This is a genomic window from Paraburkholderia unamae, assembly GCF_003268775.1.
Taxonomy (GTDB): domain Bacteria; phylum Pseudomonadota; class Gammaproteobacteria; order Burkholderiales; family Burkholderiaceae; genus Paraburkholderia; species Paraburkholderia unamae.
This window is the reverse complement of the sequence record NZ_QLSU01000018.1, coordinates 24,410-46,367: the sequence shown is the minus strand read 5'-3', so window position 1 is coordinate 46,367 and position 21,958 is coordinate 24,410. Positions and strand designations below refer to the sequence as shown.

Here is a 21,958-nt window from a genome sequence, read left to right as displayed (position 1 = left end):
CGTTGAGCGATTGCCCTGCGCCGCTTATGTTTGATCCCAGGAGCGAACTGACGCGCGGCGCGGCGGCAAAGCCACGCGTCAAACACAGGAGACGCGAGATGGCGGCCACGGAGCGGGTGATGGCGATCGTCGGGGCGGGGCACGTGGGCGGCCGCGCCGCGCAGACCTTGCGCGAGGCCGGTTGGCGCGGCCGTATCGCGCTGATTGGTGCGGAACCGCATTTGCCGTACGAAAGGCCGCCGCTATCCAAAGCACTCCTCACGGGTGAGCGAAGCGCGCAGCAATGCGGATTACGATCCCCCGAGGCATGGCGCGACGACGACGTCGAGCATATCGTCGCGACGGTGCGCGCGCTGGACCCTGCGCGGCGCACGCTCGAACTGGGCGACGGCGCGACGCTCCACTACGAAGCGCTGCTGCTCGCGACGGGCGGCCACGCGAGGCGGCTGGCGATTCCGGGCGCATCGCACGCGGGCGTGCTCTGCCTGCGCACGCTCGACGACGCCGCGATGATCGGCCCACGCCTCGCGGCGGGCGCGCATATCGTCGTGGTGGGCGGCGGATTTATCGGCCTGGAGGTCGCGGCGTCGGCCCGCGCGCGCGGCTGCGACGTGACGCTGATCGAAGGCGGCGCGCGCCTGCTGGGCCGCGCCGTGCCCGCGGCCATCGCGGCGCGGGCGCACGCCTTGCATGAGCGCAATGGCGTGCGCGTCCTGCTGAACCGTGCGCCACAGGCCTTCGAAAAGCGCGCCGACTCGACGTTCGACGTGATGCTGGAAAGCGGCGAGACGCTGCACGCCGACACGGTGATCGTCGGCATAGGCATCGAGCCCGCGGACGAGCTTGCGCGTGCGGCCGGCATCGAGGTGGCGCGCGGCATTCTCGTGGACGAAGCGCTGGCCACTTCGGCGCGCGGCGTCTTTGCGGCGGGCGACGTGGCCGTGTTTCCGAGCCGGTTCGGCGCGCATCGCATTCGCCAGGAGACCTGGCACAACGCCGAAACGCAGGCGCGCGTGGCGGCGCACAACATGCTGGGCGGGCGCGACGCGTATCGCGAGTTGCCCTGGTTCTGGTCCGATCAGTACGACCATCAGTTGCAGGTGGCGGGCGAGCCGGCGCTGGGCGCACGTTCGATCGTACGCATCCCCGGCGGCGACGCGGAGATTCACTTCGATCTGGACGAGCAGGGGCGGCTGGTCGGCGCGAGCGGCTTTGGCCCGACCGGCGCGTTTGCGAGGGAGATGAAGCTTGCGCGCATGCTGGTGGAGCGAGGGGCGGCGATTGATCCGCAGTCGCTGGCGAATCCCGAAGTCAAGCTAAAGAGCCTGCTTTGATGTGCGATTACGCCGCCCGCGCAGCGACCCACACAACGGAGACATGATGGCGCAACGACTGCTGGTGTTCCAGTCGCTCTGGGCGATGGAGCGTCGACATACCGACGGCTTCGAGCGCTCGCTCGAAGAGAACGTACGGATGATTGCCGAAGCGGGTTTCGACGGCGTGAGCGCGCATTGCACGAACCGCGAAGACGTGCGGCGGCTCGCCCGGTTGCGTAAGGACTACGGACTCGCGGCGGAAGGGCAGTGCTTTCCCACGACCGTGGACGATCTGCAACCCGTGCTCGAACTCGCGACGGAATTCGGCCTGCACCACGTGGACCTTCAGCCCGACGTGCGCCCGCGCACGCTGGCCGAAGCGCTCGCGTTGCTGGACGGCTGGCAGCGTCTCGCGGAGCAGGTGGAGATGCCCGTCTATATCGAAACGCATCGCGACCGCATGACGACGGACCTGTATTTCACGCTCGATCTGCTCGACGCGCGGCCCGATCTCAAGCTGCTTGGAGACATCTCGCATTACCTCGTGGGGCGCGAGTTCGCCTGGCCCGTGTCGCAGGAAAATCATGCGTATATGCAGCGTATTCTCGATTCGTCGTGGGCGTTTCATGGCCGTGTGGCGAGCCGCGAGCAGGTGCAGATCGAGCTTTCATTCGCGCCGCACCGAAAGTGGGTGGATCTCTTTCTCGACTGGTGGGGCTACGGGTTTCGTTCGTGGCGACGCCGCGCGGGCGCGGACGACACGCTCGCGTTTACCTGCGAGCTTGGGCCGCAACCGTACGCGATCATCGGGCCCGACGGCAACGACACGACCGACCGCTGGGCCGAATCGCTGCTGATGCGCGACTGGATTCGCGAGGTATGGGAGTCGGCAATCCAATCGGATACCTAATTGTTTGCTTGTGGAGCAGGGCGCTCAATGCCCGACGACGAGATACGGGTTGCGCCGCACATTCGCCGAGCAGAAAATCCGGAACTCGACCGGCCCCGGCGGCGCGGGCGTTTCCAGCACGCCGCATGCGTTGAGCGCATGCTGCAACGCCGAGATGACCTGTCCGTCCGGGTCCTGGTCGATGGCGATATCCATCGTGCCCGCCTCGATGTACTGGCGGTGCAGGTCGAGCATTTCGTGGCCCGCCCAGACGATCTTTCCCGTCGCGCCCACCTTGCGTAACGCCGCCTCGATTCCCGCCGACGCATAGCCGCTGTTGTAGATGCCGACCACGTCGCCGCGCTTGAGCGATTTGAGGACGGCGCGGTGGCATAGGTCGTCGTTGTCCAGCGATTCGATCGCTTCTTCGTCGCACACGAGGTGCGGGAACGATTCGGCCAGTTGTTCGCGGCAACCGCTGATGCGCTCGATATGCGCGTGATAGTCGTTGCGCGAGCAGATCAGCAGCACGCGGCCCGGCCGCGTGGCGAGCCTGCCGACGAAATAGCCCGCCGTGCGGCCTGCCAGCCTGTTGTCGATGCCGGCGTAGTGCACGCGCTCCACCGCGTCGATGTCGGTCACCATCGTGACCACGGGCTCGCCTTGTGCGATCACCGTGCGCAGCGCGTCGCGGACCTCGGCCGTGTCATGGGTCGTGACGATCAGCGCCGCGCGCTTGTAGCCGGGGCGCAGGATGGCGCGCGTGATCACGTCGTCGTCGGCTTCGGGCAGGAACTGCCGGTGCAGCACGATGCGCCGGTCGAGCATTTGCATCGAGCGTTCGAGACCGAGCGTCAGGCGCTGGAAAAACGGCGTGGGGTTGTGCGGCAGCAGGATGTCGATATGCACGAGCCCGTGATGCGTTTCGGGCAGCACGCGCGGCACGCCCAACTGGCGTGCGGCGGCCACGACGCGCGCGCGCATGGCGGCGGAAACGCTGCCGCGCTCGTTGAGCACGCGATCGACCGTGGCCGGGCTCACGCCCGCCGCCTCGGCAATTTCGACGAAACGCGCCGTGCGCTTGCGGCGCGGCGAAGCGGGGTTCGTCATGGGCTGTCTCCGTTGTCTTCGATTCCTGGCCGGCGCGCGAAAGCCGCGCGCGGCGCTGACGAAAAATCATCAACCTTTTCGTTGAGCCGAGTCAATGGGGCGCTTACCTTTTCGACATCGCACAGGCGACGAACCGAACGGAAAAGGCCAGGAGACGACGATGAGAGAAGCGCCGCAGTTTTCCCTCAACCGCATGAGCGCGCCGAGGCTTGGCCTCGCCGGGTTTGTCGCGCTGTGCCAGCGTCTGGACATCCGTGCGATCGAACTGCGCAACGATCTACCCGGTATCGAGATCGCCGACGGCACGCCGGCCGTGGAAATCAGGCAGGCGTGCGAGGCGGCCGGGCTCGCGATACTCTCGATCAACGCGTTGCAGCGCTTCGAGCAGTTCGACGCGACGCGCCTGAGCGAAGCGGTGACGCTCGCGCGCCATGCCGCCGCATGCGGCGCGCGGGCGCTGGTGCTGTGCCCCACCAACACGCCGCTCGACACGCGCACGCCGGCCGGGCGCCACGCCGATCTGGTGGCCGCGCTCAAGCAGCTCAAACCGATCCTGGACGACCACGGCTTGCTCGGGTTCATTGAAACGCTGGGCTTCGAGGCGTGCGCGCTGCGCCGCAAGTCCGACGCCGTGCAGGGCATTGACGACGCTGACGGCGAGGGCCATTTCAAGCTCGTGCACGACACGTTTCATCATCACCTGGCCGGGGAGGATCGCTTCTTTCCTGAGCGTACGGGGCTCGTGCACATCTCGGGTGTCGAGGACGCCGCGCTCGAAGCCAGTGACATGCGCGACTGCCATCGCGTGCTCGTGGGCCGCGACGATCGCCTCGGCAATGTGCGCCAGCTTGCGGTGCTGCGCGCGGGCGGCTACCGCGGGCATGCGTCGTTCGAACCGTTCGCCGATGACATCGCCCAGGCCGACGATATCGAGCAGCGGCTTGGCGCGAGCATGGGCTATTTACGCGTGGCGCTTGAAGCGGCTTGAAGATTGATCGCGTTGGTATGGACGGAAGGGTTCGCCATCACCACTGCGGAAAACTCACAATTGGCTACGTCGATGAGGCAGCTTCAGAACACCCATCGATCCGCTCTCCTTAGGAAATATCCTAATCGTCACATTTCATTGCGATAGCTTGACGCCGATTAAACCGAATATGCCCAGTGCGCGTTTTTCCTGTCGTATCATCGGTCGGCCGTTGAAGTCCTTCCCCTGAAATATCGGCCGAATACTCCCGGCTACGAAAGGCAAGTTCAAGGCGCATCTTTGCGGTGCGCCTTTCTTTTTTGCGAGTGCACTCTCCGGAGGCAAAGCATCGTGGAATATCTCCAGTTTGCCGGATACCTGCTGGCAGCCATGGTGGTTCTCTCGCTGTTCGCGTTGGCGGACTGGAGCGCGAGGAACAACCTCCCGTCCATGTTGCAAGACGAGTTCGAAAAGGTGATAGCCGGTTATGGGACTGCGAGAAATAGCCCAGAATGTGCTGACCGGAATCGCGATCCTTTCGCTGTTTATCCTCGTCGGGCGCAGCGCGTCGAGGAGTCTGCATGACCAGCGTCCGCGCGCGAAGACGCGGCGCTGAGATCTGACGATCGACGCGGCGGCAATGCGAAGCCGCCGCGTCAACCGGTTTTACTTCGCCACCGGCATCGTAAATTCCGCACCCTTTTCCGTGCTCTCCGGCCAGCGTTGCATGATCGACTTCTGCTTCGTATAGAAGCGCACGCCCTCTTCGCCGTAGGCGTGCATGTCGCCGAACAAACTCCGCTTCCAGCCGCCAAAACCGTGCCATGCCATCGGCACCGGAATCGGCACGTTGATGCCCACCATGCCCACTTCGATCTGGCGGCCGAACTCGCGCGCCACGTTGCCGTCGCGCGTGAAGCAGGCCACGCCGTTGCCGAACTCATGGTCGTTGATCAGTTGCACGGCTTCGGAGAAGTCCTTCGCGCGCACGCAGGCGAGCACCGGCCCGAAGATCTCTTCCTTGTAGATGCGCATTTCCGGCGTGACGTTGTCGAACAGCGTGCCGCCGGTGAAGAAGCCGTTTTCGTGGCCCGCCACCTTGTGGCCGCGTCCGTCCACCACGAGCGTCGCGCCTTCTTCCACGCCGGTCGCGATATAGCCTTCGATGCGCTCCAGCGCCTGCTTCGTGACGATCGGGCCCATTTCGGCATCGGCTTCCATGCCGTTCTTCACCTTGAGCGTGCGTGCGCGCTCGGCGAGACGCGGCACGATCTTGTCGGCCACGTCGCCCACCAGCACCGCCACGGAGATCGCCATGCAGCGCTCGCCCGCCGAGCCGTAGCCCGCGCCGATCAGCGCGTCCACGGCCTGGTCGATGTCGGCGTCGGGCATCACGACCATGTGGTTTTTCGCGCCGCCCAGCGCCTGCACGCGCTTGCCGTGCTTCGCACCCGTTTCGTAGATGTAGTTCGCGATCGGCGTGGAGCCCACGAAGCTCACGGCCTTCACGTCGCGATGCGCGAGGAGGGCGTCCACCACGACCTTGTCGCCCTGGACGACGTTGAACACGCCGTCCGGCAAGCCGGCTTCCTTGAGCAGGCGCGCCATGAAGAGCGCCGCCGACGGGTCGCGCTCGCTGGGCTTGAGGATGAACGTGCAGCCCGCCGCGAGCGCCACCGGGAACATCCAGCACGGCACCATGCAGGGGAAGTTGAACGGCGTGATGCCGGCCACCACGCCCAGCGGCTGGCGCACGGTCCAGTTGTCCATGCCCGTGGAAACCTGCTCGGTGTAGTCGCCCTTGAGCAGTTGCGGAATGCCGCAGGCGAATTCGATCACGTCGATGCCGCGCGCCACTTCGCCCTGCGCGTCGGCGAACACCTTGCCGTGCTCGGCCGTGATGATGGCCGCCAGTTCGTCCTTGTGGCGGTTCATCAGTTCGAGAAAGCGCAGCATGACGCGCGCGCGGCGAATGGGCGGCGTGTCGCGCCAGGCCGGGAACGCGGCTTTCGCGCTCGCCACGGCGGCGTCCACATCGGCGGCTTCGCCCAGCACCAGGCGGCGCGCCACGGCGCCCGTCGCGGGGTTGAACACGGCTTGCGTGCGGTCGCCCGCGCCGCGCTCGGTCTTGCCGCCAATGAAGTGGATTACGTCTGCGGAGTCGGTATAGGCCTGCATGTCATCTCCTCGGGTATGGGGTTAGTGGTGCCCAGTGTACGAAGCGCGCGGGGGCGTGCAAAGGCTCCGGCGCTGAATTGATTGTTTTCCATGGTGAACAATAGGTAGTGCTGAGCCTGAAAGATTGCTAGTATCGAAGCGGGTATGACCGGACTGAAGCGGACTTTTCATTGATGGATACGCAGCGAGTCGAAGCGCTCTGGACACATTTGCACTGGTTGAACGTGCTCGCCGCGCAGGGCAGCTATACCGCCGCGGCGGCGCGGCTGGGCGTGAGCAAGGCGGCCATGAGCCAGCGCATTGCGGAACTGGAGCGCGTGGCGGGGGTGCCGCTGGTGCAGCGCACCACGCGCAGCGTGCGCTTTACCGAGGCCGGCCGGCGGCTCGTGGAGGACACGCGCGCCCAGTTCGAGAACATCGCCGCGAGTTTCGCGAGTGTGCGCGAAATGGCCGACGTCGCGCGCGGCACCGTGCGCGTCACGGCGCCCGTCGCGTTCGCGCGCCAGCAACTCGTGCCGCGCCTCGCCCAGTTCTCTCGCGCGCACCCCGAGGTGCGCGTGCAACTGGAGCTGTCCGACCGCCTCACCTCCATTGCCACCGAGGGGTTCGATCTGGCGATCCGCCACAGCGCCCAGGTGCCCGAAACGCACGTGGCCTGGAAGCTTTGCGACACGCGCTCGGTGATCGTCGCCACGCGCGCGTACCTGAAGCAGCGCGGCACGCCGCAAACGCCCGCCGATCTCGCGCGCCACGACTGCCTGTTCTATCCGCGTACGCTGGGCGCGGCCGTGTGGTCGTTCGAGAAGGCGGGGCGGCGCGCGGAGAGCCCGCGCGAGAGCGTGACGGTGAACGGCCCGGTTTCGGCCAACAATAGCGAGGCGCTGCGCGACGCCGCGCTGGAACACCTGGGCATCGCGCTGCTGCCCGACTTCACCGCGCAGGCCGCGCTACAGGCGGGCAAGCTCGTGGTGCTGCTGCCCAACTGGCGGCCGGTGGAGGCGTTCGCTTCACAACTGCACGTCGTGCGCCCGTATGGCGCGCAGGTGCCGCGCGCGGTCAGGCACTTTGCGGAATTCTTGCGGCAAGCTTTCAAGGACGGCTTTCCGCTGGAGTGAGGCGGCAATGCGCGCTCGTGCGCTCACCGGAACCGGCTTGCCATGGACTCCGGAATATTTTCAGGCGTGACCACGACGACCGGGGAGGAGGGCGCGACAGCCGAAGCCGGCAGCAGCTTGTGGAAGTGCATGAGATGCTGGCACGCCGAGCGCATGTCCTGCCGCAGGTCGTGATGCAGAATCGCCTGCACCTTGCCCGCGCGCAGCAACGCGATGTTGTCGCGGTCCAGGTCGTGTCCGATGAAGCAATGCGGCGTTTGCCCCTGCGCTTCGAGCGCGCGAAGAATGGCAGGATTGCCGCCGCCCATCGAGTACACCGCGACGACTTCGCCATGCGCGGCAAGCACCTTGCGCACGCGCGCTTCGGTTTGCGTGTCGAGGCCGTGGCCGCCGCTCGCGTCGACTGGCACGAGTTGCGGCCAGCGGGCTCTGAGCGCACGGCGAAAGCTTATCTCGCGTTCTTCCTCGCCCCGGAAGCGTTCGTCGCTCATCGTGACCAGCACCTGCCCCGCGCGCGCGCCCACCCACTGGCCGATGAGGTAGGCGGCGGTCGCGCCCGCCACGCGATTGTCGAGCCCGGCATAGGCCATGCGCCCGGAAAGCGGAATGTCGGTGAAGATCGCGATCACCGGAATGTCGCGCTGCTTCAATTCGCCGATGGCGCCCGCGATCTCGGGCACGTCGCGCGCCTTCAGCAGCACGCCGTGGCTGCCCCGGCGAGCGATTGCATGGAGCGTGTCGACCACCTCGGCCGTCGTCATCGTTTCGCGCATCACGAAGCGCGGCCGGAACACGGCGGGGTGCAGGCCCGGCAATTCCGCTTCGAGCGCGTGGCGGATTTCGTCGGCGAAGCGCGCGGGCGCTTCCACCACCACGTCGATCATGAGCTTGCGCCCGGCGCTCGCGAGCTGAAACGCCTGCTGCTCCAGTTCCTTGATCGCCTGCTCCACGCGCCGGCGCGTGTGCTCGCGCACGTGCGCCCGGCCGTTGAGCACGCGGTCGACCGTCGCGACGCCAAGCCCCGCTTGCAGGGCGATCTCCTTGATCAGAAAGCGATGAGCCATGCCGCCGCCGTCTTGAGGTGTTTTTGATGGATTTATGGTATCTCGCCGCCGGGCGCGAACGCTATGCTTGATGCAAACCGGAGACACAGACATGGAACAGAGCGAGGCGCGTACGGCCCAAATGGGGCGGCAATGGTATCGCGAGCGGGATGGCTCGCTCGAAGCGTTCAAGGACTGCCTGCGCGACGACGGCGACGCGCTGCGCTACGCGACGGACGTGCGACGGGGCATTCCCGTGTACGACTGTGTGCCGCTCGAAGGCATGCTGCACGATGCCGAGCGGCGCGCGCAGTTGCAGGCCGAGTGGGCGCACGTGCTTCGCGACGGCGCGGGCGTGCTGGTGCTCGAACGCGCGTACGCCGACACACGGCCGATCGACGCGGCCACCGCCGTGTTCGAGGCCATCATCCGCGCGGAACGCGAGGAGGGCGTAAGCGGAGCGGACCACTTCGCGAAGGCGGGCGCGAACGATCGCATCTGGAACGCGCAACAGAAGCTGTGCCTGAAGGCGCCGGACGTCTTCGTCGATTACTTTTCGAATGCGGCGCTCATGGCCGTTTGCGAGGCGTGGCTCGGTCCGTGCTATCAGATGACCGCGCAGGTCAACGTGGTGCGGCCGGGCGGCGAGGCGCAACAAGCGCATCGCGACTATCACCTGGGATTCCAGACGATCGAGGCGGCCGAGCGTTACCCCGCGCATGTGCACCGGCTGTCCGCGTTCCTCACGCTCCAGGGGGCCGTGGCGCATGGCGACATGCCGGTCGAAAGCGGGCCGACGAAGCTCCTGCCGTATTCGCAGCGTTATGCCGAGGGCTATCTCGCATGGCGGCGCGCCGACTTTCGCGAATATTTCGAGGCGCACTGCGTGCAGTTGCCGCTCGCCAAGGGCGACGCCGTGTTCTTCAGCCCCGCGCTCTTTCACGCGGCGGGCGCCAACCGGACCGCAGGCGTGCAGCGCATGGCCAATCTGTTGCAGGTGTCGTCGGCCATGGGGCGCGCGATGGAAGCGCTCGACCGCACGAGCATGTGCGAAGCGATTTACCCCGTGCTGCGCGAGCGGCGGGCGAGCGGCCGAATGGATCGAGCCGCGACGCTCGCAGCGATTGCGGCGTGCGCCGAGGGCTATCCGTTTCCCACCAATCTCGACCGCGATCCGCCCGTGGGCGGCCTCGCGCCGCCGAGCCAGCAGGCGCTCATGCTGCACGCGCTCGACGAGAACCTGGAGCCGGCCGCATTCGCCCTGGTATTGCGCAACCATGACGCGCGGCGCGATCCCCGGCCGTGAGTTTCACCGGCCGGCCGGTTGGACGGCCGGTGAATGTCCAAACCCCGCTACGCCTGTTCACGCCCCTCCCATGTGACGCCAACGCACGCGCAAACCTTTGCTTTTGCCGCGCGCTCCTGCCGCGAAAATCTGGTTGACTTTGCAACTAAGGGTAATCCCGATGCCTCTGTGCCGCTGCAAACCGGTACAGTGCACGGGCTCTGCGATGATCGTCATCGCGGGCGTCGCACGCCCAGCGCAAGACCCAAGGCAAACAACAACACAAATCAGCCATGAGACTGATAAAACGCGCATTCAGGGGATTTTCCGGTAGCTCACGCGGCCGTCGCATCGCGCTCGCATTCGCGCCTGTGGGGCTGCTGGCCATGCTCGTGGCTTCGCTCATGCTGCCCGCGAGCGGCGCGTCCATGGGATTGCTCGCGGCGCTCGCTTCGGCCGCGATTCTCGTGCTTTGCGTCTCGGCGCTCGTCAACGTGCAGGCGCTCGGCGAGCGCGACAGTCTCGTTGCCCGCTTGCGCGTGAGCGAAGAACGGCTGAGTCTCGGCTTCGAGGGGATCAACGCGGGGCTCTGGGACTGGGATCTCGTCACCGACCGCGCCTACTACTCAAGCTACCTCTACCGCCAACTCGGCTATCGCGACGGCGATCTGGCCATGGACACCGCCGAGTTCAACGCGCTCGTGCATCCCGCCGATCTCGCGCGCGTGCGCGAGTCCATCATCGGCCACCTGAAACATCGCAGCGTCTACGACATCGAGTACCGCCTGCGCATGGTGGACGGCGCGTACCTCTGGTGCCGCGGGCGCGGCACAGCCATCCGCGACGAGAGCGGCCGGGCCACGCGCATCGTCGGGTGCATTTTCGACATCTCCGACCTCAAGCGCGCCGAAGCGCGCGTGGCCACGGAGCGAAGCCTTTCGGACGCGACGCTCGCCTCGATCGACGACGGCGTGATCCGGCTCGACACGCAGGCAAACGTCACCTACTGCAATGGCGCCGCCGAGCGCATGCTCGGACGCACGGCCGGCCAGGTGCATCTGCGATCGCTTTTCGACGTATGCGAGATTTACGACGACCGCAGCGGCGACGTCGTCACCAGCCAGTGCCTGAAGAACCGCGCGGCGGACGCCGACGATGTGGAGCGGCACTTGTCCGTGGCGCGGCCCGACGGGTCGCTGCTGCCGGTCGCCTGCTCCGTGTCCACGATGCGCGACACGGAAGGCGAGTCGATGGGCACGGTGATGGTGCTGCGCGACGCCAGCATGGCGCGCAAGCACGCGGCCGAGCTGGAGTATCAGGCCACGCACGACCACCTCACGGGCCTGCTGAACCGGCGTGAGTTCGAGCGGCGGCTCGCCGGCCTGCTCGCACAGGGGGCCTCGCGCGAGCAGGCGGTGATGTTCCTCGACCTCGACCAGTTCAAGGTCGTCAACGATACGTGCGGACACGCCGCGGGCGACGAGATGATCCGCCACGTGAGCGCGGTGCTCCAGCAGCGCCTCACGCGCGACGATATCCTCGCGCGTCTTGGCGGCGACGAGTTCGGCGTGGTGCTGCCGCAAAGCGGCATCGACCACGCCCTGAAGGTTGCCGAGGACCTGCGGCTCGCGGTGACGCAGCTGCGGCTGCCGTGGGACCAGCGCGCGCTCACCACGGGCGTGAGCATCGGCGTGGTCGGCGTGGACGCGACGCTCCCTTCGGCCTGGGACATCATGAAGGCGGCGGACGTGGCCTGCTACATGGCGAAGGAAAAGGGCCGCAACCGGGTGCACCGCTACTCGGTGGAGGACCAGTTGCAGTCCGCCACGCATACGCAGATGGAGTGGGTCGCGCGCGTGAAGGCCGCGCTCGATCACGACCGCTTCTGCCTGTATGCGCAACAGATCAAATCGCTCAAGCCCGATGCCTCCGGCGAGGAGTCGCACGTCGAGCTGCTGCTGCGCATGGTGGATGAATCCGGCGCGCTGATCGCGCCCGCCCGCTTCATCGGCGCGGCGGAGCGCTTCAACCTGATGCCGCTCGTCGACCGCTGGGTGATCGCCCACGCGTTCGACGCCATCGCCCAGGGCCAGCTCGCGGCGAGCGTCTGGTCGATCAACCTCTCGGGCGCTTCGCTTGGCGACGAGAGCCTCCTTGCCTATATCGTGCAGCAGCAAAGGCGGTGTGGAATCCGCTTCGAGCAGGTCTGCTTCGAAATTACGGAGACGGCCGTCATCACCAATCTGTCGAAGGCGATCGCGCTCATGGAAAGCCTGCGCGCCCTGGGCTGCCGCTTTGCGCTGGACGATTTCGGCGTCGGCATGTCTTCGTTCAACTACCTGAAGACGCTGCCCGTGGATTACCTGAAGATCGACGGCAGCTTCGTGCGCGGCATCACCAGCAGCGAGCTGGATCGCACGATCGTGCAGTCGATCCATCAGGTGGCGCATGCGGCGGGCAAGGCGACCATCGCCGAGTTCGTGGAAAGCGAGGCGATCATCGGCCGCCTGAGCGGGATCGGCATCGATTACGTGCAGGGCTACTGCGTCGGCTTGCCCGAGCCGCTGCCCGGGCGGCCCAGCGTGGCGATGGTGGCTTGAGGTTGCGTGGCGTTACCGGCGCGGCCGCGTCCGGTATCAGTAGTACATCCAGCGGCCGTACTGCGGCGACCAGTACACCCAGCGCGCCTGGGGCTGCGGTGCGTACTGGGCGTTCCACGGCGCGGGCGGCGGGTAGTACCCGGGGCGGGGCGGCGCGTAAGCGGGTTGTCGGGCGGGCAGTTGGGCATACTGCTGCGCGTATTGCTGCGGGTAAGGTTGCTGCGCGTACTGTCGGGCGTAGGGCTGCTGTGCGGGTGGTTGTGCGTACTGCTGTCCGTAGCGTTGTCCGTCTTGTTGAGCGTCTTGTTGCCCGTATTGTTGTCCGTACCCCTGCCCGTACGCTTGACCGTATTCCCGGTCGTCCTGTTGCTCGTATCGCTGGCCGTACTGCTGGCCGCCCTGTTGTTGCTCGAAAGCCGGCTGTTGCTGCTCGTAGACCGGTTGCTGCGGTTGCGGTTGCGGCTGAGGCCGCGGCTGGCCATAGCCACGCGGCTGCGACGACGCGTACTGTGCCGGTGCTTGCGCGTACTGCCCATTGCCGCTCGAGTACACCTGCGCGGCGCGCGGCGGCTGCGCCTCTTCCTCGGTTTCGTCGCTGGCCAGCGACCCGGGCGGGGCGATGTTCTGCTGCGCGGGCGGCGCCGCCGCGACCGGGCGATGGTTGGCGGGCGTTTGCGCGTAGGCGCGGGTCGCAGCAGGTTGGGCAGGAGCAGGCGCCTGTGCGGCGGCAACGGGCGCGGCCTGGGCGTCGCCGCCTTCGGCGAGCGGCTTGACCACGACCGGCACGGTCATGACCGTCGTGACGTCGCTGGTGTCACCTGCGTCGCTGTACGTATGCTTGAAGTCGAGAATGGGCTTGGGCGCGCCCGCGGCTTTTTTCGGCGCGGCGGCCGATGCGTTGGTTGATGCGTTGGCCGCGGTATTACCCGAAGTGCTACCCGCAGCAGCGGCCGGTGCATGGGTTGCGGACGATTGCGCCATCTCCTCCCTGGCCGCCTTGTAGCCGCGGTCGTACGCGGCCTGCACTTCGCGGTCCTGCGCCTGGGCGTCATCTTCCTTGCTATAGGCGTGAGACGTCACCGAGAATCCGCAGCCCAGTGCGATCACTGTGATGGCCGCCGCGTGCCGCACGGTCGTGTCCATGGGGTCCACCGTCTTTCTGGTTATCGATGGCTGGATCGTACACCGTGGCCGGTGACAATCAAGCGGCGGGAAAGCACCAGGGTATGCCGGCGAACGAAGGCGAATGCGCGGGCGCGACTCATCGCGCATGGCCCGGGCGCGATACGGCGGCTTGCGCCCGCGTCGCTCAGGCTTGCGCACGCACCTCGGGATGCACGAGCAGTTCGCCGAGCGTGCGGATCGCCTCGTCGATGCGCGGCGACCACGGGTGGCCGTAGTTGAGCCGGATGCAATTCTCGAACGCGTGCGAGGCGGAAAAGAGGGGGCCCGGCGCCACGCTGATGCCGCGTTCGATGGCGAGCCGGTGCAGCGCCATGGCGTCGACAGCCTCGCGAAAGGTGAGCCAGAGAAAGTAACCGCCTTCGGGGCAGGTGTGCTGCGTGCCTTCGGGCAGCCAGCGGCGGATCGCGTCGATCATCGCGTCGCGCTGGCTTTGCATCGCGAGGCGGATTTTCTTCAGGTGGCGCTCGTAGCCGCCGTGCTCCAGGTAGTCGGCAATGCCGGCCTGCACGGGAATGCTTGCCGAGATCGTCGTCATGAGCTTCAGGCGCTGCACGCGCTCGGCGAAGCGTCCGGCGCTCGCCCAGCCCACGCGGTAGCCGGGCGCGAGGTTCTTCGAAAACGAGCCGCAATGCATGACGAGCCCGCGCTTGTCGAAGGCCATGGCGGGCGGCGGGTAGTTCGGCGCGTAGTGCAGCTCGCCGTACACGTCGTCTTCGATAAGCGGTACGTCGTGCTTCGCGAGCAGCTCGACGAGCGCCTGCTTTTTCTGCGCCGGCAACGTGACGCCGGTGGGGTTCTGGAAGTTCGTCATGAACCAGCAGGCGCGGATGGGGTGCTTGTCGAGCGCTTCGGCCAGCGCGTCGAGGTCGAGGCCCGTGGCCGTGTCGACGGGAATTTCGACCGCGCGCAGGCCAAGGCGCTCGATCGCCTGAAGCGCGGCATAGAAGCCCGGCGACTCCACCGCGACGATGTCGCCCGGCTGCGTGACCGCCATGAGGCACAGGTTCAGCGCTTCGAGCGCGCCGTTGGTCACGATGATGTCCTCGGCCGGCTGCGAGATGCCCACGCGCATGTAGCGCAGCGCGATCTGCCGCCGCAGGTTTTCGTTGCCCGGCGGCAGGTCGACAACCGTGCTCCACGGGCTCACGTTGCGCGCGGCCTGCCCGAGAGACTTCGCGAGGCGCGAGAGCGGAAAGAGCAGCGGCGAGGGGAACGCGGAGCCGAGCGGCACGATGCCGGGCCGTTTCGCGGCGTCGAGCACCGAGAAAACCAGCTCGCTGATATCGACCGTGGCTGACTCGCCGGCCGCCGCGCGCGAGGCCGCACCGGCCGCACCGGCCACCTTCGCGGGCGGCGGCGCGACGTAGTAGCCCGAGCGCTCCTCGGCGCGCACGAGGCCCCACTGTTCAAGCAGATAGTAGGCGCGCGCCGCCGTGGACTGGCTCACGCCATGCTGTGCGATGATCTGCCGCAGCGACGGCATGCGCGAGCCTGGCGTCAGATTGCCGGAGCGAATCTCGGTGGCCATGCTCTGCGCGAGGCGTTCGTAGCGGGTCATGCGCTTGCGGTATTCGAAGGGGGCGTGGGCGGAGGGCGGCGGCGATGGGGTCGATTTTCGTCTGTCTCGCCGCGCTTGGGAAGCCGCCTGGGCAGCAATCTGCTGCGCTGTTTTTGTCCGCGACTGCTTCTGTACGGCGCGAGCGCCAGCGCGGATCATTGCGTTCAGCGCGCATCGAAGTCCGGGTCTGTTCTCCCGGGATGCGTCGGGATTACTGCGCGAGTGCCCGGTTCATCGCCTAAACCCGCAGAGCTTGCGGCTCTTCTTTTGCCTGTAGCGTGGCAAGCATTTCGCCCCGGCACTCGCGTGCCGGGGCATTTCTCGTCAGGCGCTTTCGCTCGTGCGAACGGGCGTCGCCGTTTTGGCCTGGCGGGTGCGCGTGGCGATCCAGCAGAGGATCGAGCCGCCGCACACCATCACCGCGCCTTGCCAGAACTGCACGGAAAGCGGCGCGTGCAGGAGAGCCGCCGCGAGGGCGGCGGAGAGCACGGGGATGAAATACGACGCCCCGGCGAGAACGGTGACGTTGCCGTGCAGAATGCCCACGTTCCACGCGGCGTAGCCGAAGCCCATGGCGCAGGCGGCCAGCACGAGATAGACGATCGCATGGACGCTGAAGGTCATGACGCCAGGCCCTTCTATGCCGAGCTTGATCCAGAGAACGAGCGAAACCAGCATGAAAAACAGCGTCACGCCGTTCTTGCCGTTGGCAATGCGCGCCGTGACCGTGCAATAGGCGGCCCAGATCAGCGCGCCGACAAACGCGAGGCCGTAGCTGAGCGGGTTGGCGTTGACGTTCTTCAGCATGCCCGGCAGGTCCAGGCCCTGGTCGCCGCCCAGCACCCAGCAAATCCCGAACATGGAAAGCAGGAAGCCCGGCACGACCAGCAGGTTTGCCCGTTGCCGGTTGAAGAGAATGGCCGAGGCGAGCGTGAAGGTCGGCCACAGGTAGTTCACCATGCCGACTTCGATGGCCTGCCGCCCGCTGCTGGCATAGCCGATGGAGAGCGACAGGCAAAGCTCGTAGGCGACGAACAGCAGGCTTCCCCACAGCAGATAGCTGCGCGGAAACTCGCGCAGCTTCGGAAAGCCCACGCTGAACACGAGGAACACGGACGCCACCGTATAGACCATCGCCGCGCCGCCGGTCGCGCCGAAGCTTTCGCTCACGCCGCGAATGAGGGCGACGATCGATGCCCACAATACGACGGCGATGAGCCCGATCAGCGTTGCCTTCTTCTTGCTATTCATCCTTCCCACTCGCTCAAATTGATTCAACCCCGTCACGCGCGCCGTCGTGACACACGCGATACCGCGTTCGGGGACACCACAACGGACGGCCCCGAACGGCACAGCGGCGCGATGCCCTTAACCGGCGCTCGCGGGCACGTCGATCCAGATGGTCTTGATCTCGGTGTACTGGTCGTGCGCCCACACGGACTTGTCGCGGCCGCCAAACCCGGACTGCTTGTAGCCGCCGAACGGCGTCGTGACGTCGCCTTCGCCGAAGCAGTTGACCGTCACCACGCCCGCGCGGATCTCGCGCGACAGGCGCATGGCGTGGTTCAGGTCGCTCGTGTAGACCGAGGCGGCGAGGCCGTAGACGGAGTCGTTGGCCAGCGCGATGGCCTCGTCGATGTGGGTGAACGTTGTCACCGAAAGCACCGGGCCGAAGATTTCTTCCTGGAACAGGCGGCTCGCCGGGCCCACGCCGTCCACCACCGTCGGCTCGACGAAAACGCCGCCCCGGGTGTCTCCGCCGTACGCCACGCGCAAGCCTTCCGCGTCGGCATGCATGAGGTAGCCGCGCACTTTCTCGAAGTGCGCCTTGCTCACCAGCGCGCCCACGCGGTGCTCCGGATCGAGCGGATCGCCCATGCGCCATTCGCGCATTTGCACGCCGATACGTTGCAGGAGGGCGTCCTTGATCTCGGCGTGGACGATCAGCCGCGACGACGCCGAGCAGTTCTCGCCCATGTTCCAGAAGGCGCCGTTGACGACGTGCTGTGCGACTGTATCGAGATCCTTGGCGTCGCGCAACACGACTGCGGGATTTTTGCCTCCGCATTCCAGCACGATGCGCTTGAGGTTGGAGTCGGCGGCATAGCGCAGGAAGCGGCGGCCCGTTTCCGTCGAGCCCGTGAAGCTCACCATATCCACGTCCATGTGCAGCCCGAGCGGCTCGCCCACTTCCTTGCCGCCGCCCGGCAGCACGTTGAAAACGCCTGCTGGCACGCCCGCTTCGTGTGCGAGTTGCGCCACGCGCAGCGCGGTCAGCGTGGTTTCCTTCGCGGGCTTCACGACGATGGAGCAACCGGCCGCGAGAGACGGGCCGATTTTCCATGCGAGCATCAGCAACGGGAAATTCCAGGGCAGGACCAGGCCAACCACGCCAATCGGCTCGCGCAGCACGAGGGCGAGCGCATTCGCGCCCACGGGCGCGGTGTTGTCGTAGATCTTGTCGATCAGCTCGGCGTGCCAGCGGATCGTGTGGATCGTTTCCGGCACATCCGTGTTCTGGCACTCGCGAATCGGCTTGCCGCTGTCGAGGCTCTCCATGGTCGCGAGTTCGTGCGCGTGGGCTTCGAGCAGATCGGCGAACTTCAGCAGGATCGCCTTGCGCCGCGAGGGCGCGAGCGCGCGCCAGCGGCCGTCCTCGAACGCGGCTCTCGCCTTGGCTACGGCGAAGTCGACATCGGCGGCGTCGCAGGCGGCGATTTCCGTGAGGACCGCGTCCGTCGCGGGATTGACCGTGGCGAACGTTGCGCCGGAGCGCGAGGGCTGGAATGCGCCGTCGATGAACGCCTGCGAAGGCAGCCGCAGGTTGGCGGCCAGCGCCGCATACTCGGGCGCGCTGAGCAGTTCAGCCATCAGGCTTGCCCTCCCGCAACCAACGCCACCTCGCGCTTGAGCGCGGCGACCACGCCCGCGAGCTTCTGCTTTTCCTGCTCGCCGAGCCCTTGCAGCGGCGCACGCACGCCGCCGGCGCGCAGGCCCGCAAGCTCGCAGCCGTACTTGATGGACTGCACGAACTTGCCTTCCTCCAGGAAGTCCATGAGCGGCAGCATGGCGGACATGATGCGGCGGCCCTTGTCGAAGTTCTTCTCGATCACGCACGCCTCGTACAGCGCGACATGCTCGCCCGGCAGGAAGTTGGAGCCGGCGCACACCCAGCTACGCGCGCCCCATGCGAAGAACTCCAGCGCCTGGTCGTCCCACCCGCACGACAGGTCGAGCTGCGGGAACTCGCGCGCGAGCATGTGCAGTTGGCCCGTCTGGCCGGAACTCTCCTTGATGGCCACGAAGTTCTTCGAAGCCTGCAACACGGTTTCGAAGAACGTGCGGCCCATCGCCACGCTCATGCGGCCGGGATAGTTGTAGAGCATGACGGGCAGGCCGGCGGCGCGGTCGATCGCCAGCGCGTGCGCGGCGTTTTCCTGCTCCGTGGGCAGCGCGTAGGGCGGGGAGCCGACCAGGATCGCGTCGGCCTTGATGGCCTTCGCCGCCTTGGCGTATTCGACGGAGTCCTCGGTGCGCACCGCGCCCGTGCCGATGATGAGGGGAACGCGCGCGCCGATCACTTCCTTCGCCCACGCGGCCAGGTCGAAGCGCTCCTGCGCGGTGTGCGCGTAATACTCGCCGGTCGAGCCGCCGATGATGATGCCGTGCACGCGCGCCGCGATCAGCGATTCGAGCACATCGGCGAACGCCGTCTTGTCGATTTGCCCTTCGGCGTTCAACGGCGTGATAGCGGGGGTGTAGATGCCTTCAAACTTCATGATGTTCTTCCGCGAAAGAGGGAAACGAATGGGTGGAAAACCAATGGATTGACGAAAAGCGCGCCGTTTTCCGGTTCGACGGTGGCGCGCCGCCGGGTGTCAGTGGTTGAGCGAAGCGGCCTCTTGCAGGCTCAGCGAGCGGGTTTCCGGCGCGAGGGCGAGCGAAGCCGCGAGACCGATGAACGAAACCGCCGCCGCCGCATACATGGTGTTGCCGATGCCGATGGTTTGCAGTCCGATGGGAACGAGCCAGGTGCCGACGGCCGCGCCGATGCGCGAGAGCGAGGCGCCCATGCCCACGGCGAAGGCGCGAATGTCGGTGGGGAAGATTTCGTTCGGGTACACGAGTTGCAGCACCTGCGCGCCGCCGATCAGGACCGCATACGCGCCGAACAGCACGAGGATCAGGATGGCCGAGCTGTTCGAACAGGCGCCGAGCGCGAGCAGCGCGAGGCCCGACCACAGGAAGCTGTGGATCACCATGGCGCGGCGGCCGAGTTCGTTGATGATGCGCGTGGCGATGATGCAGCCCACCACGAACAGCAGCGTGATCGCCACTGAGCCGAGCGATTCCCACTGGCCCGTGAGGTGCAGCGCTTCGAGCACGCGCGGGGCGAAGGAGTAGACCGCGAACACGGGAATCACGGAGCAGCTCCAGAACAGCGAGACGAAAAGCATGCGCTTGCCGTAGCCGGAATGCAGCAGCGCCCACAGCGAGATCTTCTTTTCGGTTTGCTCTTCGGGCAGGTTCTTCAAGGAGAACGAAGGACCGTAGACTTGCTTGATGACGGCCTCAGCCTCCGCGGCGCGGCCCTTGCTGAGCAGCCAGCGCGGCGACTCGGGCGTGCCGATGCGCACCACGAACAGCACGAGGCCGATCACCGCGGGACTGGCCAGCACCCAGCGCCACGCGTCGGGGCTGCCGCTGCTCAGAATGAGGTTGCCGACGATATAGGCGAGCGCCGCGCCCAGGAACCAGATGATGGTGAGCATGGCAAGGCGCGGCCCGCGATACTTGCGGGGCATGAATTCCACGAGCAGCGAACCTGCTACGGGATATTCGATACCCACGCCGATGCCGATGAGAAAGCGCAGGAAGAACAGCGCTTCGCCCGACTGGACCCAGAACTGGGCGACCGAACACACCAGGAAGATCACGGGGCCGAAGAAGTAGGGCTTCTGGCGCCCGAGGCGATCGGAGAGCCAGCCGCCGAGGAACCCGCCGAAGAAAATGCCGATGAGCGCCGAGGCGGCGACCATGCCTTCCCAGAAACTGGTGAGCCCGAGCGCCGCGGAAAACTGCACCATGGCCACGCCGATGATACTCAGCACATAGCCGTCCATGAGCCAGCCGCCGCTGGAACGAATGGTGAGCAACTGGTGGAATCCATTGAGCGGAACGTCCTCGATGGTCACGTGATTCTTCGACATTGCCTGTCTCCTTCCATGAAATGGGATGCGCTACATCCCGGCGCGAACCTTGTATATTGGTTCGCGATCCTGAATGTATCGAATGCAATATGTTCAGTCGAATAGCGGGCTTGTCGCCGCTTTGCCCGGCCTCGCGTGGCCGGAATACGTTCAGCTTTCCAGTCCCGCCTTGCGTTGCCCCCACCACAGGGTGGCGTTCACGCCCATCGAGAGGAAAGGTTCCGGCGGGGTCTTGTTCGGGCCCGATGTCGCCAGCAGAAAATCGATCAGATCGCCGCGCTTGCCCGCGAGCCAGTCGGCGAGCAGGGTGCCCGTGACGGTGCCGCGCGTGATGCCCAGACCGTTGCAGCACAGCGCGCCATAGACATTGGGCGCGAGCTGCCCGAAGAACCCCTTGTGATTGTGCGAGAGCGCCAGCGAACCGCTCCACGTGTAATCGAACCCGACATCCGGCAGCATCGGGAAGCGCCGTTCGAACGAGCGGCGATGGCGCTCGGCGAAGCGCGAGAGGTACTGTTCCTTCGGGCGGCCGTCGGGGTTGAAGCTGAAACTGTTGCGCACCAGGATGCGGTTGTCGTGCGTGCGGCGCAGCGTGCTGCCGAACGGGTCCGCCGGTATCACGCCCCAGAACGGCTTGCCGCCGAGCTGCGCCTGTTCGGCTTCGGTTAGCGGCCGGGTGAGGCTCGCATAGAGGAACACGGGCAGCATCGTGCGCTGAAGAAAGCCGAAGCGCATGCCGAACGCGTTGTTCGCGAGCACGAGCTTGTCTGCCGTGATGCGGCCGCCGCGATGTGCGAGCACGATCTTCTCGCCATACTCGACATCGGTAATGGGTGTGTGCTCGTGCAGCGTGACATTGGACGGCAACGCATCGGCAAGACCCTTGACGAGCGCCGAAGGCTGCACGAGTACGGTGCCGGGCGTGAACAAGGCCTTGCGATAGAACGACGTGCCTATGTGCGAGGGCAGGTCCTTGCCTTCGATCACCTCGTACGGCTGGCCGAGCTTGTCGAGGCCGCGCCGGTAGGCGTCGAGCACCGCCACGCCGCGCTCGGCCACCGCCGCCTGATACTTGCCGGAAGCGCTCAAATGACAGTCGATGCCATGCGTCGCGACGATGTCGCGCAGGATCGTCTGGCCGAGCACGTTGAGCTTCAACGTGGTCTTCGCCGTGGCGATGTCGCCGATATAGTCGTCGGCGCCGATATCGTGCGGCAGGTCGATTGCAAAGCCCGCGTTGCGCCCCGAGGTGCCGAAGCCCACCTCCTGCGCTTCGACGAGCACGATCTCGTCGTCGGGAAAATTCAGGGCGAGCTGACGCGCGGCGGCCAGTCCCGTGAATCCTGCGCCCACCACGGCCCAGCGCGCCTTCGTTTGCCCCGCGTGGCTCGGCCTTGGGTGGCGCTGCGGGCTCGTGTGATACCAGCCGCACATCCTGTCGTCCGCGGGAAGCGATGTAACGTTTTGCATTCCTAAATCCCATGTCGCCTGTGAACCGACCG

Annotated in this window: 17 protein-coding genes; 7 read left to right on the top strand and 10 right to left on the bottom strand. The window is 66.4% G+C overall.

The genetic code is table 11. From position 1 onward, the window contains the following. Positions 1–98: 98 nt before the first annotated feature. Complete coding sequence (locus C7401_RS26630) at positions 99–1,334, top strand: NAD(P)/FAD-dependent oxidoreductase (protein ID WP_258397244.1); 1,236 nt, start codon at positions 99–101, stop codon at positions 1,332–1,334. 43 nt (positions 1,335–1,377) lie between these two features. Next, positions 1,378–2,226: a sugar phosphate isomerase/epimerase family protein gene (locus tag C7401_RS26625; RefSeq protein ID WP_224044362.1), complete on the top strand. Its 849-nt coding sequence runs from the start codon at positions 1,378–1,380 to the stop codon at positions 2,224–2,226. Positions 2,227–2,250: 24 nt separating this feature from the next. On the opposite strand, the gene C7401_RS26620 is transcribed toward C7401_RS26625, so the two are convergent. Further along, the gene (locus C7401_RS26620) at positions 2,251–3,315 is read right to left on the bottom strand and encodes a LacI family DNA-binding transcriptional regulator (RefSeq protein WP_112174421.1); all 1,065 of its coding nucleotides are present in this window, start codon (positions 3,313–3,315) and stop codon (positions 2,251–2,253) included. Between the two features lie 160 nt (positions 3,316–3,475). Between C7401_RS26620 and C7401_RS26615 the strand changes: the two genes are divergently transcribed. Together C7401_RS26615 and C7401_RS26610 are read left to right on the top strand one after the other, a co-directional pair. Next, a complete protein-coding gene (locus C7401_RS26615; RefSeq protein WP_112174420.1) occupies positions 3,476–4,303 on the top strand; it encodes a TIM barrel protein in 828 nt (275 codons plus the stop codon). Between the two features lie 330 nt (positions 4,304–4,633). Beyond that, entirely contained in the window at positions 4,634–4,867 is a 234-nt protein-coding gene (locus C7401_RS26610) for a hypothetical protein (protein WP_133254570.1), read from the top strand. 81 nt (positions 4,868–4,948) lie between these two features. On the opposite strand, the gene C7401_RS26605 is transcribed toward C7401_RS26610, so the two are convergent. Then, complete coding sequence (locus C7401_RS26605) at positions 4,949–6,460, bottom strand: CoA-acylating methylmalonate-semialdehyde dehydrogenase (RefSeq protein WP_112174418.1); 1,512 nt, start codon at positions 6,458–6,460, stop codon at positions 4,949–4,951. Positions 6,461–6,633: 173 nt separating this feature from the next. Here C7401_RS26605 and C7401_RS26600 point away from each other — a divergent pair, with 173 nt between their 5' ends. After that, a complete protein-coding gene (locus C7401_RS26600; RefSeq protein WP_112174417.1) occupies positions 6,634–7,575 on the top strand; it encodes a LysR family transcriptional regulator in 942 nt (313 codons plus the stop codon). Between the two features lie 23 nt (positions 7,576–7,598). Here the strand turns inward: C7401_RS26600 and C7401_RS26595 are convergent, their stop codons facing one another. Beyond that, positions 7,599–8,639, bottom strand: a complete 1,041-nt coding sequence (locus C7401_RS26595; protein ID WP_112174416.1) for a LacI family DNA-binding transcriptional regulator — start codon at positions 8,637–8,639, stop codon at positions 7,599–7,601. Positions 8,640–8,730: 91 nt separating this feature from the next. Here C7401_RS26595 and C7401_RS26590 point away from each other — a divergent pair, with 91 nt between their 5' ends. After that, complete coding sequence (locus C7401_RS26590; protein ID WP_112174415.1) at positions 8,731–9,924, top strand: phytanoyl-CoA dioxygenase family protein; 1,194 nt, start codon at positions 8,731–8,733, stop codon at positions 9,922–9,924. 272 nt (positions 9,925–10,196) lie between these two features. Continuing rightward, complete coding sequence (locus C7401_RS26585; protein ID WP_112174414.1) at positions 10,197–12,503, top strand: EAL domain-containing protein; 2,307 nt, start codon at positions 10,197–10,199, stop codon at positions 12,501–12,503. 36 nt (positions 12,504–12,539) lie between these two features. Here the strand turns inward: C7401_RS26585 and C7401_RS26580 are convergent, their stop codons facing one another. The 7 genes from C7401_RS26580 to C7401_RS26550 form a co-directional block, all read right to left on the bottom strand. Continuing rightward, a complete protein-coding gene (locus C7401_RS26580) occupies positions 12,540–13,646 on the bottom strand; it encodes a hypothetical protein (RefSeq protein ID WP_112174413.1) in 1,107 nt (368 codons plus the stop codon). Positions 13,647–13,812: 166 nt separating this feature from the next. Further along, on the bottom strand, positions 13,813–15,246 hold the full coding sequence (locus C7401_RS26575) for an aminotransferase-like domain-containing protein (protein WP_112174412.1): 1,434 nt from the start codon (positions 15,244–15,246) through the stop codon (positions 13,813–13,815). Between the two features lie 324 nt (positions 15,247–15,570). Further along, positions 15,571–16,497: an aromatic amino acid DMT transporter YddG gene (gene yddG, locus C7401_RS26570; RefSeq protein ID WP_112174411.1), complete on the bottom strand. Its 927-nt coding sequence runs from the start codon at positions 16,495–16,497 to the stop codon at positions 15,571–15,573. A gap of 117 nt (positions 16,498–16,614) precedes the next feature. Beyond that, a complete protein-coding gene (locus C7401_RS26565) occupies positions 16,615–18,117 on the bottom strand; it encodes an aldehyde dehydrogenase (RefSeq protein WP_112174410.1) in 1,503 nt (500 codons plus the stop codon). Beyond that, complete coding sequence (locus tag C7401_RS26560; protein WP_112174409.1) at positions 18,117–19,025, bottom strand: dihydrodipicolinate synthase family protein; 909 nt, start codon at positions 19,023–19,025, stop codon at positions 18,117–18,119. Before C7401_RS26560 ends, C7401_RS26565 begins: the two co-directional genes overlap by 1 nt. 99 nt (positions 19,026–19,124) lie before the next feature. Further along, the gene (locus C7401_RS26555; RefSeq protein WP_112174408.1) at positions 19,125–20,456 is read right to left on the bottom strand and encodes an MFS transporter; all 1,332 of its coding nucleotides are present in this window, start codon (positions 20,454–20,456) and stop codon (positions 19,125–19,127) included. Between the two features lie 150 nt (positions 20,457–20,606). Beyond that, a complete protein-coding gene (locus C7401_RS26550) occupies positions 20,607–21,926 on the bottom strand; it encodes an NAD(P)/FAD-dependent oxidoreductase (RefSeq protein WP_112174407.1) in 1,320 nt (439 codons plus the stop codon). Positions 21,927–21,958 lie beyond the last annotated feature (32 nt).